Annotated in this window: 12 protein-coding genes; 6 read left to right on the forward strand and 6 right to left on the reverse strand. The window is 67.9% G+C overall.

The genetic code is table 11. The annotated features are described in order from the left end of the window. From hemW to lepA, 3 genes are all read right to left on the reverse strand, one after another. Positions 1–1,024 (reverse strand): radical SAM family heme chaperone HemW (hemW, locus tag RT309_RS08920; protein ID WP_313356520.1); only part of this gene is annotated, 1,024 nt, incomplete at its 3' end. Between the two features lie 50 nt (positions 1,025–1,074). After that, positions 1,075–1,725 carry a DUF1990 family protein gene (locus RT309_RS08925; RefSeq protein ID WP_313356521.1) on the reverse strand — a complete coding sequence of 217 codons (651 nt, stop codon included), beginning with the start codon at positions 1,723–1,725 and terminating at the stop codon, positions 1,075–1,077. Positions 1,726–1,785: 60 nt separating this feature from the next. Then, positions 1,786–3,654 (reverse strand): translation elongation factor 4, encoded by a 1,869-nt coding sequence (gene lepA / locus RT309_RS08930; protein ID WP_313356522.1) that lies wholly within the window; start codon positions 3,652–3,654, stop codon positions 1,786–1,788. 261 nt (positions 3,655–3,915) lie between these two features. On the opposite strand from lepA, the gene RT309_RS08935 reads away from it, so the two are divergent. From RT309_RS08935 to RT309_RS08955, 5 genes are all read left to right on the forward strand, one after another. Further along, the gene (locus tag RT309_RS08935) at positions 3,916–4,899 is read left to right on the forward strand and encodes an ABC transporter permease (protein WP_313356523.1); all 984 of its coding nucleotides are present in this window, start codon (positions 3,916–3,918) and stop codon (positions 4,897–4,899) included. A 1-nt stretch (position 4,900) separates the two neighbouring features. Further along, complete coding sequence (locus tag RT309_RS08940) at positions 4,901–5,833, forward strand: ABC transporter permease (RefSeq protein ID WP_313356524.1); 933 nt, start codon at positions 4,901–4,903, stop codon at positions 5,831–5,833. Next, positions 5,830–7,767, forward strand: coding sequence for an ABC transporter ATP-binding protein (locus RT309_RS08945; protein WP_313356525.1), 1,938 nt, complete (start codon positions 5,830–5,832; stop codon positions 7,765–7,767). Before RT309_RS08940 ends, RT309_RS08945 begins: the two co-directional genes overlap by 4 nt. A 145-nt stretch (positions 7,768–7,912) precedes the next feature. Beyond that, a complete protein-coding gene (locus tag RT309_RS08950; protein ID WP_313356526.1) occupies positions 7,913–9,613 on the forward strand; it encodes an ABC transporter family substrate-binding protein in 1,701 nt (566 codons plus the stop codon). 67 nt (positions 9,614–9,680) lie between these two features. Next, entirely contained in the window at positions 9,681–10,403 is a 723-nt protein-coding gene (locus RT309_RS08955) for an alpha/beta hydrolase (protein WP_313356527.1), read from the forward strand. On the opposite strand, the gene RT309_RS08960 is transcribed toward RT309_RS08955, so the two are convergent. Next, positions 10,354–11,628, reverse strand: coding sequence for an MFS transporter (locus tag RT309_RS08960; RefSeq protein ID WP_396654439.1), 1,275 nt, complete (start codon positions 11,626–11,628; stop codon positions 10,354–10,356). The two genes, RT309_RS08955 and RT309_RS08960, sit on opposite strands and share 50 nt — an antisense overlap. 102 nt (positions 11,629–11,730) lie before the next feature. Between RT309_RS08960 and rpsT the strand changes: the two genes are divergently transcribed. Continuing rightward, entirely contained in the window at positions 11,731–11,991 is a 261-nt protein-coding gene (gene rpsT, locus RT309_RS08965) for a 30S ribosomal protein S20 (protein ID WP_313356529.1), read from the forward strand. Between the two features lie 80 nt (positions 11,992–12,071). On the opposite strand, the gene holA is transcribed toward rpsT, so the two are convergent. Further along, positions 12,072–13,112, reverse strand: a complete 1,041-nt coding sequence (holA, locus tag RT309_RS08970) for a DNA polymerase III subunit delta (RefSeq protein WP_313356530.1) — start codon at positions 13,110–13,112, stop codon at positions 12,072–12,074. A 29-nt stretch (positions 13,113–13,141) separates the two neighbouring features. Next, on the reverse strand, positions 13,142–14,033 hold an 892-nt coding region (locus RT309_RS08975; RefSeq protein ID WP_313356531.1), incomplete at its 5' end, for an MBL fold metallo-hydrolase.

A 14,033-nucleotide genomic window follows, 5' to 3' on the forward strand; every position in this document is an offset into this window, starting at 1 on the left:
GCTCGCGGCCCGCTGCGGGCGACTCGCCGAGGGCGAGCCGCTGCGCGTACGCGGCCGGATGCTTGACGTTCCACCAGCGCAGGCCCGCGACGTGGCTGTGCGCGCCGGGCCCGAAGCCCCACCAGTCCGAGCCGCGCCAGTACGCCATGTTGTGCCGCGAGCGGTGATCCCTTGACTCCTGGGTTCCTGAGCCTGTCGAAGGACGCGCCCAGTTGCTCACCTCGTACCACTCGAAGCCCGCAGCTCCGAGCCGCCGATCGGCGGACTCGTACATGTCGGCCTGCAGATCGTCGTCGGGCGCCTGCACCTCGCCTCGGCGTATCTGCCTGGCGAGCTTGGTGCCGTCCTCGATGATGAGCGCGTAGGCCGAGATGTGATCGGGCTCGAGGCCGATGGCCGCGTCGAGGGACTGCTCCCAGTCGTCCAGCGACTCCCCCGGTGCGCCGTAGATGAGGTCGACGCTCACGTCGAGGCCGGCATCGCGCGCGGCGTCGACCGCCGTGCGGACGTTCTCCGGGCGGTGAGTGCGGTCGAGCGCCGCCAGCACGTGCGGCACGGCGGACTGCATTCCGACGGAGAGGCGGGTCACCCCGGCATCCACCAGCGTCCGCACCACCTCGGGTGTCACGGTGTCGGGGTTGGCCTCGACACTCACCTCGGCGCCGTCCCGGATGCCGAATGCCGACGTCACCGCGCTGAGCATCCGCGCCAGGTCGCCGGCGGGCAGCAGGGTCGGCGTGCCGCCGCCGAAGAAGACCGTGTCGAGAGGCCGGATGCCGCCGGCTTCGCCGAGCACCGCGGCCGAGAGCGCGATCTCGCGGATCAGCGTGTCGGCGTACTCGTCCTGCTTGGCTCCGCGCAGCTCGGTCGCGGTGTACGTGTTGAAGTCGCAGTACCCGCAGCGCACGCGGCAGAACGGCACGTGCAGGTAGGCCGAGAACGGCACCGAGGGGTCGACGGCGATGTCAACGGGCAGGCGGCCGTCGGCCGGCGCCGGATCCCCCAGCGGAAGAGGCCCAGCCATCAGAGCGTCCGTGCCATCAGAGTGCGTGTGCCATCAGAGTGCGCGCACCATCAGATCGGGGTCGCGTACAACGGCGAGATGGCGCGCAGGTAGAGGGCGAACAGCTCGCGCCGGCGACGACGCACCATGCCGGGAAGCCGGTACAGCAGGGCCACCGGAGCATCGAACGCCCGCACGGTGAACCACACCTCGTCGGTGTCCTCGCGCCATTCGATGTCGAACGACTCCTCACCGCTCACCACCGAGCCGCCGACGGTGCCGAGCACGAAGCCGATGCGGCGACGCTCTTCCGTCACCGAGATCACGCGCAGTTCGGCATCCGCTCTCATGCCCTTGACACGGCCGTGCAGCTGCAGGGTCATCCCCGGCGCGACGAACGGCATCCCGTCGGCGGCGAAACGCTGTTCGACCTGGGTGCGGTTCGGCGCGATGGGCGCGCCCTCGGCGTCGAAGCTGACCCCGGTGTAGGCGGAGCCGGCCGCCGGACGCACATCGCGCAGCTCGAGTCCCGCGGCGCGCTGCGCCGTCCACGACAGCAGCGATTCACCGGCGGTGCGGAAGCGGTCTTCGCCGCTGCCGAGACGCCAGGATGCCTCGGCCGGAATACTGCGCTCGGGCGGGTACTGCATGAGATCGGGTGCGTGGGTCGCACCCACCGCGGCATAGTCCACCGTGCCTTCTCGGAAAGTCCCCCGACGCATGATCTCCAGCCTAAGCGACCTGTCTGAACAGTCTCCGAACGACACCGCGTCCAGAGCGACCTACTTCTTTTCCTTGCCCTCGACGTCACCCGAGAGCGCGGCGATGAACGCCTCCTGGGGCACCTCGACGCGACCGACCATCTTCATGCGCTTCTTGCCCTCCTTCTGCTTCTCGAGCAGCTTGCGCTTGCGGCTGATGTCACCGCCGTAGCACTTGGCGAGCACGTCCTTGCGGAGGGCGCGGATGGTCTCGCGCGCGATGATGCGCGCGCCGATCGCCGCCTGGATGGGCACCTCGAAGTTCTGGCGAGGGATGAGCTTGCGCAGGCGCTCGGCCATCATCGTGCCGTAGGCGTACGCCTTCTCGCGGTGCACGATCGCGCTGAACGCGTCGACCTTGTCGCCCTGCAGCAGCACGTCGACCTTGACCAGGTCGCCCTCCTGCTGTCCGTCCGGCTCGTAGTCCAGGCTCGCGTAGCCCTGCGTCTTGGACTTCAGCTGGTCGAAGAAGTCGAACACGATCTCGCCGAGCGGCATGCGGTAGCGCAGCTCGACGCGCTCCTCGGAGAAGTACTCCATGCCCAGCAGCGCGCCGCGTCGCGACTGGCAGAGTTCCATGACCGTGCCGACGTAGTCCTTCGGCAGCAGGATCGCGGTCTTCACCATGGGCTCCGACACCGAGGCGACACGGCCGTCGGGGTACTCGCTCGGGTTGGTGACGATGACCGTCTCGCCGGTGTCGGTGATGACTTCGTAGATCACGCTGGGAGCGGTGGTGATGAGGTCGAGTCCGAACTCCCGCGAGAGCCGTTCGGTGATGATCTCGAGGTGCAGCAGCCCGAGGAACCCGCAGCGGAAGCCGAAGCCGAGCGCGACGGAGGTCTCGGGCTCGTACTGCAGCGACGCGTCCGACAGCTTGAGCTTGTCGAGCGCCTCACGCAGCTCGGCGTAGTCGCTGCCGTCGATCGGGTAGACGCCCGAGAAAACCATCGGCTTCGGGTCGGTGTAGCCGGCGAGCGCCTCGGTGGCGGCTCCCCGGGCGGTGGTGACCGTGTCGCCCACCTTCGACTGGCGCACGTCCTTCACTCCGGTGATGAGGTAGCCGACCTCGCCGACGCCGAGTCCCTTCGACGGGATCGGCTCGGGGCTGGACACCCCGATCTCGAGCAGATCGTGCATCGCCCTGGTCGACATCATCTGGATGCGCTCGCGCGGGTTCAGCTTGCCGTCGACCATGCGCACGTAGGTCACGACGCCGCGGTACGAGTCGTACACCGAGTCGAAGATCATCGCGCGCGCCGGGGCATCCGGATCGCCGACCGGAGCAGGGATGTCCCGCACGATGCGGTCCAGCAGCTCCTCGACGCCGACGCCCGTCTTGCCCGAGACGCGCAGCACGTCCTCGGGCCTGCCGCCGATCAGGTCGGCGAGCTCCTTCGCGAACTTCTCGGGGTCGGCGGCCGGAAGGTCGATCTTGTTGAGCACGGGGATGATGTGCAGGTCGTTCTCGAGCGCCAGGTACAGGTTGGCGAGGGTCTGCGCCTCGATGCCCTGCGCGGCGTCGACGAGCAGGATCGCTCCCTCGCAGGCGGCGAGGGAGCGGGACACCTCGTAGGTGAAGTCCACGTGTCCCGGGGTGTCGATCATGTTGAGCGCGAAGACCTCTTCGCTGGGTCCCTGAGCCTGTCGAAGGGCCCAGGGCATCCGCACCGCCTGGCTCTTGATCGTGATGCCGCGCTCGCGCTCGATGTCCATGCGGTCGAGGTACTGGGCGCGCATGTCGCGATCCGCCACCGAGCCGGTGACCTGCAGCATCCGATCGGCCAGCGTCGACTTGCCATGATCGATGTGGGCGATGATGCAGAAGTTGCGGATCTGCGTGGCGGGCGTCGCTGCCGGAGACAGCGGGGTGAGAGCGCGGGGTGACATGTGGTCCTTGGTGCGTCCGAGAGGGTTCTGACAAGTCTACGTTCCGCAGGCTCAATCCCCCATTCCTGCGCACCGGTGATAGTCTCGCGAAGTTGCCCGAGGCGATCCGGTGAGACTGGATCCCGTCGGCTATACGACTCCGTCACGGCCGTCCTGCCGGTGTCGACGTAGGCTTGAAGTGGAATGACCCAGAACGTCATCCCGACTCAGCGTCGCGTCGGAGATCCCGGGCACGGCTGTAGAAGAGAAAGACCCTCCACTTTGATCAAGTATCTCGTGCGCCGGACACTCGGCTGGCTGCTCATGATCGTGGTCGCGACGAATGTCACCTACTTCCTTGCCTGGTCATTCCTCGATCCGCGAAGCAACTACGTCGGCCGCAAGCCGCCCCTCAACGCGGAGCAGATCGAGAATCTGCTCCAACCGCGCAACCTCGACGCGAGCGTCCCGCTGATCGAGCGGTGGTGGACCTGGCTCACGGGCATCATCCTGCGCTGGGACTGGGGCATGAGCCCCACGGGCGGATCGGTGAACGAGCAGGTCGGGTTCCGGATGTGGGTGAGCGCCGAGCTGGTTCTCGGCGCGACGATCATCGCCACGCTGCTCGGCATCTGGATCGGCGTCTACACGGCATCCCGCCAGTACAAGCTGGGCGACCGGATCTGGCAGGGCATCTCGATCGTCACGATGAACGTGAACATCATCGTCGCCGGCCTCGCGGTGGTGATCCTCGCCATCAACTTCAACAACTGGGTCGGCACCCGCGTCTTCTACGTGACGGGGTCCTCGTCAGAAGGTGTGACCGGGTTCTTCCCGGTCATCATCGACGCACTGCAGCATCTGATCCTGCCGACGATCGCCCTGGTCATCATCGGCTACGCGCAGTATCACTTCCTGCAGCGCACGCTGCTGCTGGACAACATCTCCGCCGACTACGTCCGCACGGCGCGCGCGAAGGGCCTCACCAAGCAGCAGGCGATCCGCCGGCACGCGCTGCGCACCTCGCTCATCCCGGTGGCCACCCAGGTCGCCTTCTCCATCCCGGCGATCTTCACCGGCGCCATCCTGACCGAGACGATCTTCGCCTGGCAGGGCATGGGCCGCTACTTCCTGACCACCATCAACGGAAACGACGTGCACGGCGTGGTCGCCGTCGCCGCCTTCGGCGCCGTGCTGACAGCCATCGGCGCACTGCTCGCGGACATCGCCGTCGTGGTCCTCGACCCGCGAGTGAGGGTGAGCTGACATGAGCACCGAAATGATCGACCCCGAGGTTCAGCCGCCCGTCGGTCCTGACACGACTGCCGAGCGGATCTCCGCCAAGCAGCTCAGCAAGTGGACGCTGTACACGCGTCGGTTCATGCGCAACAAGCCGGCCGTGGCCGGGGTGATCATCTTCATCCTGATGGTGATCTACTCCATCGTCGTACCGCTCACGTCGCCGTACGCGATCGACGACCAGGACTTCCTGAACCTCAGCACCGGCCCCTCGGCGGAGCACTGGTTCGGCACCAGCACCGGCGGCAACGACACCTGGACGCAGACCGCGGTCGGTCTGCAGCGCTCGCTGATGATCGCCGTCACGGTCTCCGTCGGCGTGACCGCCCTCTCGGCCATCGTCGGCACGGCGGCGGCGTACTTCCGCGGTCGCATCGAGCAGTTCACCCTGCTCCTCATCCACTTCCTCATGGTGGTGCCGACGTTCCTGATCCTGTCGCTGATCTCCAACAGCGCAGGCGGCGACTGGCGCGTGATCTCCCTCGCGATGATCTTCGTCAGCTGGTTCTTCCCCGCCCGCGTCATCTGGACGCTGGCACTGTCGCTGCGTGAGCGCGAGTACATCGACGCCGCACGCTACATGGGCGTGCCCGGCATGCGCATCGTGCTGCGCCACCTCATCCCGAACATCGGCTCGCTCCTGGTGATCAACTTCACTCTGGGCGTGGTGGGGGCGGTGATGACCGAGACCGGTCTGTCGTTCATCGGCTTCGGCGTGAAGCTGCCCGACGTCTCGCTCGGCTCCCTGATCGGCACCGGTGCCGCGAGTGTCACGAGCGCCCCGTGGCTGTTCTACTTCCCGGCGCTCGCCCTGACGCTTCTCACCGTGTCCATGGCCCTCGTCGCCGACGGCCTGCGCGACGCCCTCGATCCCACCTCGGCGGCAGGAGGCCGCGCATGAGCATCCCCACCTCGAAGACCGTCCTCTCCGTCCGCGACCTCAAGGTCAGCTTCGCCTCCGAGGCCGGCCGCGTCGACGCCGTCCGCGGCGTCTCCTTCGACCTCGAGGCCGGCAAGACGCTCGGCATCGTGGGCGAGTCCGGGTCGGGCAAGTCCGTCACGTCGCTGGCGATCATGGGCCTGCTCGACGAGAACGCGAAGGTGACCGGCTCCATCCAGTTCGAGGGCCAGGAGCTGCTCGGCAAGAGCGACAAGCAGATGTCGATGATCCGCGGCAACGGCATGGCGATGGTCTTCCAGGACCCGCTCACCTCGCTGACGCCCGTCTTCACCGTCGGCGACCAGCTGATCGAGGCGCTGACCGTGCACCGCGGGCTCTCCAAGCAGGAGGCCTGGGACCGGTCACTCGAGCTGCTCACCGTGGTGGGCATCAGCAGCCCCGAGCGTCGGATGAGGTCGTTCCCGCACGAGTTCTCGGGCGGTATGCGTCAGCGAGTCGTGATCGCCATCGCGATGGCCAACAACCCGCGCCTGATCATCTGCGACGAGCCGACCACCGCCCTGGACGTGACCATCCAGGCGCAGATCCTCGACCTGATCGAGAAGGCGCAGGACGAGACCGGCGCCGCAGTGATCATGATCACGCACGACATGGGCGTGGTCGCGCGCACCGCGGACGACGTCATGGTGATGTATGCGGGCAAACCCGTCGAGCATGCCGGTGCGCACGAGCTGTTCCACAACACCCGGATGCCGTACTCGATCGGCCTGCTCGGGGCCATCCCTCGAGTCGACAAGGCCGAGAAGCAGCCGTTGATCCCGATCAAGGGCAATCCACCGCTGCTGATCGATCTGCCGGATGCCTGCCCGTTCGCGTCCCGCTGCCCGATCGCGGTGGAGGCGTGCCTGACTCGCGAGCCTGATCTCGCGCCGGTCGATGGCGACCCATCGCATCTCGCCGCGTGCATCCGCGCCGATCAGATCGACTCGGACGGGCTCATCGGCGGTCTGCCGGTGTATCCGCCGCCGGTCATCCCCGAGAGCGAGCTGACCCGCAGGCCGCGCGAGGAGCGTCCCGTCACGCTCGAGGTGCGCAACATGGTCAAGACCTTCCCGCTGCTCAAGGGCGCGCTGTTCAAGCGCAAGGTGGGCGAGGTGCACGCCGTCAAGGGCATCAGTTTCGACGTGCGCGAGGGTGAGACGATGGCCATCGTCGGCGAGTCGGGCTCCGGCAAGACCACCACCCTCCTGCAGATCATGGACTTCGAGAAGCAGGCCGACGGCGACATCATCATCGCCGGCACCAGCGTCAACGAGCTGCACGATCGGAAGGTCGAGCGTCAGCTGCGACGCGACATCCAGATCGTGTTCCAGGACCCGATGGGCGCGCTCGACCCTCGGATGACGGTCTCGGACATCATCGCCGAACCGCTGCGAGCCATCGGCACCTCCAAGGAGGAGACGCAGGCGCGCGTCCAGGAGCTGATGGACCTGGTCGGTCTGAACCCTGCGCACCGCGACCGCTTCCCCGGTGCCTTCTCCGGCGGGCAGCGTCAGCGCATCGGCATCGCCCGCGCGCTGTCGACCAACCCGAAGATCGTCGTGCTCGACGAACCGGTCTCGGCGCTCGACGTGTCGATCCAGGCGGGGGTGATCAACCTTCTTGACGAGCTCAAGGTCAAGCTGGGCCTGTCGTACCTGTTCGTCGCGCACGACCTGTCGGTCGTCCGCCACATCGCCGACCGCGTGGCCGTGATGTACCTCGGCGAGTTCGTCGAGCACGGCGATGTCGACGAGGTGTTCGAGAACCCCCGGCACCCGTACACGCAGGCGCTGCTGTCGGCGATCCCCGTACCGGATCCCGACATCGAGCGCACCCGGCAGCGCGTGGTCTTCGATTCCGAGACCATGAGCACCCGGCCGGCCACGGTGTGATCCGCAGATGGCGTCCGCTCCGGCCGAGCACGCCATCGGGTCACCGTCCGATAACAGTTAGTCGAGATTCACTCGCGGCCGCGTCCCCCTCTCGCAGCGCGAACTAACCTCCCTTATTGACACGCCGAAAGGCGAAAGGAGCACCATGAAGCAGCACAAGCTGATGGGAGCGCTGGCACTCACCGGCGCTTTCGCACTCGCTCTGAGCGGGTGCGCGGCCGATTCCGGGACCACCGGCGGCGACAACGGCGGCGAGAAGGTCACCACTAATTTCGCGGACTACAACCCGCAGCCTCGTGAGAATCTCAAGGAGGGCGGCGTCGTCAACTTCCCGATCAACGAGATCCCCGAGCAGCTCAACCAGTTCAACGGCGACGCCAGCGCCGACACCGCGCGCGTCGCCGCCTGGTACATGCCGCAGCTCATCCTGTTCAAGGACGACGGCACGCCGTACAAGAACGACGCGTACCTCGACGAGTGGAAGGCGGAGGTGAAGGACGGCAACACCGTCATCACCTTCACGTTCAACAAGGACGCCCACTGGAACGACGGCACCGACATGGACTGGACCGCCATCGACGCCACGTGGAAGGCGAACCGCTCCGACGAGGACGGCTTCGTGCCCAACGCGACCAGCGGCTACAAGGAGGTCAAGTCCGTCGAGATGGGCGACACCGCCAAGACCGCCGTCGTCACCTACGACGGAGAGTACCCGTGGATCGCCAAGGCCTTCACCATCCTGCTGCACCCGGCGATCAACACGCCTGATCTGTTCAACACGGCGTTCATCGACAACCCGCACGCCGAGTGGGGTGCAGGTCCGTTCACGATCGACAGCTTCGACGCGAACACCGACTTCATCTCCTTCAAGCCGAACCCCGAGTGGTGGGGCGACAAGCCGCTCCTCGACAAGGTGACCTTCCAGGGCATGGACTCTCAGGCCTCGATCAACGCCTTCAAGAACGGTCAGATCGACCAGGTGGGCGTGAACACCAAGGACCGCCTCGCACAGGTGTCCGACATGAAGGACATCACGATCCACCGCGCCACGCAGACGGCGAACACGCTGCTCGAGGTCGACGCAGAGAAGCCGCAGTTCGAGGACGTCAAGGTCCGTGAGGCCTTCTTCAAGGCCGTCAACATCGAGCAGCAGAAGAAGATCGCGTGGAACGGCCTGGATTACGAAGAGGCCGACGCCGGCTCCTTCGTGATGTACCCGTTCCAGCCGGGCTACAGCAACTCGCTCGAGAAGGCGGGCTGGAAGCACGACCCGGAGGGCGCGAACAAGCTCCTCGACGAGGCCGGATGGGAGAAGGGCTCTGACGGCATTCGCGAGAAGGACGGCGTGAAGCTCTCGGTCACGTACCCGATCTTCAGCGACGACCCGACCCAGGCGGCTCTCGCTCAGTCACTGCAGAAGTCCGAGAAGGAGATCGGCATCGAGGTCAAGATCGATGTGCGTCCCTCCAACAAGTTCGCCGAGGACTACAACGGCAAGAACTGGGACATCGCGAGCCTGCGCTTCACCTCGTCCGACCCCTACGGTGTCGGTGACTTCTTCCAGATCTACGGCGCTGACCAGGGCCTGAACCTTTCGGGCGTCTGGAGCGACGAGACCGACGAGAAGATCCACGAGGTCGAGAAGATCACGGACGGCGACGACCAGATCGCCGCCGCGATGAAGCTCGAGCCCGAGCTGCTCAAGGGCTGGGGCCTGATCCCGCTCTACAACGGCCCTACCATCTCGGCCGTGAAGACCGGCCTGGCCAACCTCACCCCCGAGCCCTACGTCGGCTTGGACGGCTTCGGCATCCAGCCCGTCGAGAACGTCGGCTGGGAGAAGTAAGCACAGCACGGCAGGAGCGGGGCCGGTGGTTCATCCACCGGCCCCGCTTTCTTCATATGCTGATGGGGTGAGCGTCCAGGTCGTCCTCGTGCACGGCATCCGCACGTCGGCGACGATGTGGCGTTCGCAGCTCTCCTGGCTTGCCGAGAACGGCGTCCCGGCGACCGCGGTCGACCTTCCCGCGCACGGCACGCGGATGGATGAGGACTTCACCCTGCACGAGGCGCTGCACACGATCGATTCCGCGGTGCGCGCCACGGCCGAGCACGGCCCCGTGCTGCTCGTGGGTCATTCGATGGGCGGGCTGCTCTCTCTCGCCTACGCCGGCGGCGAGGACACGCCGCCGGTCGCGGGCGTCGTCGCGGTCTCGTGCACGGCTCTTCCCCGCGGCACGGCGCTGCGGGCCTACCGCGTGCTGGCCGGAGCGATGAACACGCTGCCCGGGCGAGGTCAGTGGCTCACCGATCGGGTGCTGGCCGCGACCCTGCCGGTCGACACCCGCGCCGACTTCGCTGCCGGCGGGTACGCCTTCGACGCGCAGGACTCGGCGTTGAGCAGCCTTGCGGTGCTCGATCTCGAGGCCGCACTTCCGCGCATCCGCGTGCCGCTGTGGTTCGTGAACGGGCAGTTCGACCAGCTGCGGGTGAACGAGGCACTGTTCCAGCGTCTCGCCCCGCACGCCGAGCTGATCGTCGTACCCCACGCCACGCACCTGGTGACGGCGATGCGCCCGACGGTGTTCAACGCCGTGCTGCGACTGGCGCTCGCTGTCGTGCGATCCCGGTCATGACGCCGCCGGCGACCGAGAGCACGGCCGCCATGAGGAACACCAGCCAGAACCCGCCGGAGAGCACGACGAAGAGCGCACCCAGCAGCGGACCGCTCAGCTGGCCGAGCGCGGCGGCGACGTTGACGATGCCGAGGTCGCGGGCGTGATCGCGCTCGTCGGGCAGCAGATCGGTCGCGAAGGCGAGCCCCACCGTCGAGAACCCGCCGTAGCCGAGTCCCATCAGCGCGGCGGCGAACAGGGTCGTCTCGAAGCTCGGCGCGACGACGAGCAGGACGCCCGACAGCGCCTGCACCATCGCCGACAGAGCGGTCAGCCCGCGACGGCGTCCGGTGCGATCCGACACGATGCCGGCGATCACGGAGGCGATGACGACGAACACGGTGTAGATCACGATCAGCAGCAGCAGGTTGTCGTCGGCTTCGCCCTTCGGCTGGCCGAGCCCGTGCCGCAGGTAGAAGAAGAGCAGCGCCGTGCCGAGCGCGTTGCCGACGTTCGCGATGAGGCGGCCGCCGAGCATCCACCCGAAGTCGCGATCGCGCAGGGAATCGAACCTGACGCGGTCCCTGGCTGAGGGCTCTGCAGGACCAGGGGGCGGGTCCGGCAGCAGCAGCGCGGCCGCGGTCCCGAACACAGCGACGATGCCGGCCAGCAGAAGGTATTCGGCGGCGATACTCAGCCCCAGCAGCACCATCAGCCCGACGCCGATCACGATGCTGACGGCCTGGCTCGATCCGATCGCGGAGGACGCGGCTCCGCGCTGGTGCGGGGGCAGCTGGTCGGCGATCAGAGCGGTGAAGGCGGCGGATGCCACCGCCACCCCGACCGACACCCCGACCCAGCATGCGCCCACCGCCCACGCTCCCTGTGCGAGGCCGGTCAGGGCGAGGCAGACCGCGGCGAGCCAGACGCCCGCCACCGCCCAGGGACGACGTCTGCCCCAGGGTGAGCGCGACCGGTCGGAGACGGCACCGATCGCGGGCGCCGCGACGACGCCGGCCAGCCCGCCGACGCCGAGGACGATGCCGGCCGACACCACGCCGGCAGTCCAGTTCTCGTCGCTCTGGTCGAGCTGCAGCGGCAGCAGGTACTGCACCGGCGTCAGCTGCACCATCCAGATGGCGAGCCACGCGAGGGTGAACAGAGTCATCCATCGCGCCCCGACCCGCTGCGGTGGCGTCGACATCATGGTCCTGATTCTGCACCACCGGGTCAGTGCTGGTAGCATTGACTCTTGGCTTGCGTGTGGGTTCGTCCCTCACGACCGCTGCGCGGCGTCCCTCTACCGTCGGCAGCACACCGAATCCATCCAGACAGAAAGTGTCCACACGTGGCAAACATCAAGTCGCAGATCAAGCGCAACAAGACCAACCTGAAGGCTCAGGAGCGCAACCGCGCCGTCAAGAGCGAGCTGAAGACGCTGGTCCGCAAGACCCGCGAGGCCGTCGCCTCCGGCGACAAGGAGGCCGCAGAGGGCGCCCTCAAGCTCGCGTCCGTGAAGCTCGACAAGGCCGTCAGCAAGGGTGTCGTGCACAAGAACCAGGCGAAGAACCGCAAGTCGGCCATCGCCAAGAAGGTCGCCGCTCTCTGACCCTTCGGCAGGCTCAGGGGCCCAGATAGGCCCAATGCTTCGAAGGCCCGTCCCGTTCGCGGGGCGGGCCTTCTGCTGTATCAGGAAGCGAACGCGTCGCGGGTGGCGACGACGGTCACCATGCGCTCGAGCGCGAAGATCGGGTCGCGTGCGGCGCCCTTCACCTCGGCGTCGGCACGGGCGGTGGCCTGGATGGCCATGCCGAGGGAGCGCTCGTTCCACCCGGCCAGATCCTTCCGCGCGCGGTCGACCTGCCAGTCCTTCATGCCGAGCTGCTGCGCGAGCTGGCGGCTGGGCTCGCGGCGGCCGGCGACGCGCGCCATGGTGCGCAGCTTCATGGCGAAGGCCGCGACCATCGGCACGGGGTCGGCTCCGGATGCCAGGGCGTGGCGCAGCGCGACGAGGGCGTCGCCGTAGCGACCGGCGATGGCCGTGTCGGCGACGACGAACGCCGACACCTCGACCCGGCCGCCGTAGTACTTCGTGACGATGTCGTCGGTGATGTCGCCCTCGACGTCACCGATCAGCTGCTGGCAGGCGGCCGCCAGCTCGGTGAGATCGTCGGCGAACGCCGAGACGAGCGCGCGCAGAGCGGTGGGCTGGATGCGCTTCTTCACCGCCTTGAACTCGCCTGCGGCGAAGTCGACGCGGTCGGAGTCGCGCTTCACGGCGGCGCACGGGATCTCGATGCCACCGCCGGTGCCCGCGCGCACGGCGTCGAGCAGCTTCTTGCCGCGCACCGTGGCACCGGTGTGCCGCAGGATCACGGTCGCGCCGTCCTGCGGCGCCTCGAGGTAGCGCACGGCCTCCTGCAGGAACGCGTCGGTGCACTTCTCGACGCCCGCCACGCGCACGAGCCGGGGCTCGCCGAACAGCGACGGCGACGTGAGCGTGAGCAGGGTGCCCGCGGCGTAGTCGTCGGCACGGATGTCGCTGACCTCGAGCGCCGGATCCTCGGCGCGCAGGTAGTCGCGCACGCCGGCGATCGCGCGCTCGGCGAGCACCTCCTCGGGGCCGGACACGAGCACGATCGGCGCCGGACGCGGCTCACGCCAGGAGACCTGCGGAACCTTGGCGCCCTTCGCGGCCGTGCTGCGTGCCGAAGAACGAGGAGCTGCCATGCTCTCAGCCTACCGGCGGGTGCCGACCTTCACTCCTGGCGCTCGGTCCACACCACGAGCCGGCCGTCCTGCTGGCCGAGCAGCACGAGGCCGCGCTGATCGGTGCGCAGCGCGCGAGAACCCGCGGCCTCGAGGAGCGCCAGCGTCTCCGTGCGCGGATGCCCGTAGTCGTTGTCCGCCCCCACGCTGACCAGCGCCGCCGGTGCGGCGATCTGCGCGTACAGCGCCGGCTCCTGATCACGGCTGCCGTGATGCGCGACCTTGACCACCGCGTACTCTCCGCGAACACGGCCGCTCGAGAGCAGCTGACGCTGCGGAGCAGCCGAGAGGTCGCCGAGCATGAGCATCCGGGGCACTTCCCCACCGGCGATGTCGACGACGATGCTCGCGTCGTTGCCGCTGGGGAAGGCCGCCGAGTCCGGCGGCGGCCAGACCACGCGCCACTCCGCCGATCCCAGCGACCCGTGCGTGCCCGCCGATCCATCGCGCAGAACAGCGCCACCGGCCTGCAGCTCATCGAGGATCCGCTGATCGTCCGGTTCGGCGACGGGTCCGTGCAGCACGGTGCCGACCCGGCCGGTGAGCGTGCTCGCCGCTCCCACGTGGTCGAGGTCGAAATGGGTCAGCACGAGCAGGTCGATGCGGTCGATGCCGGTCTGCGCGAGGCAGTCGGCGAGGGCGTCGGCATCCGGTCCCGTGTCGACGAGGGCGGTCTGCGATTCCGATCGGACGAGCACCGCATCGCCCTGCCCGATGTCGCAGGCGGCGATCGCCCACGCCCCGGGCGTGGTCATCGATGCGAGCGGCCCGCTCAACAGCATCCGTGCGATCGAGGCGGCCACCGCGACCACGACCACGGCGGCCGCCGCGAGACGCAGCCACCGCGAGCGAGGGCGCACGAGCACCAGCGTCACGGCGGCA

Origin of the sequence: Microbacterium sp. (genome assembly GCF_032084865.1) — a bacterium.
Taxonomy (GTDB): Bacteria; Actinomycetota; Actinomycetes; order Actinomycetales; family Microbacteriaceae; genus Microbacterium.

Excerpts from the sequence above, each read along its gene's own strand:
- RT309_RS08925 (WP_313356521.1), bottom strand. The coding sequence starts at position 1,725 with ATGCGTCGGGGGACTTTCCGAGAAGGCACGGTGGACTATGCCGCGGTG.
- lepA (WP_313356522.1), bottom strand. The coding sequence starts at position 3,654 with ATGTCACCCCGCGCTCTCACCCCGCTGTCTCCGGCAGCGACGCCCGCC.
- RT309_RS08940 (WP_313356524.1), top strand. The coding sequence starts at position 4,901 with ATGAGCACCGAAATGATCGACCCCGAGGTTCAGCCGCCCGTCGGTCCT.
- RT309_RS08945 (WP_313356525.1), top strand. The coding sequence starts at position 5,830 with ATGAGCATCCCCACCTCGAAGACCGTCCTCTCCGTCCGCGACCTCAAG.
- RT309_RS08950 (WP_313356526.1), top strand. The coding sequence starts at position 7,913 with ATGAAGCAGCACAAGCTGATGGGAGCGCTGGCACTCACCGGCGCTTTC.
- RT309_RS08960 (WP_396654439.1), bottom strand. The coding sequence starts at position 11,628 with ATGCTACCAGCACTGACCCGGTGGTGCAGAATCAGGACCATGATGTCG.
- holA (WP_313356530.1), bottom strand. The coding sequence starts at position 13,112 with ATGGCAGCTCCTCGTTCTTCGGCACGCAGCACGGCCGCGAAGGGCGCC.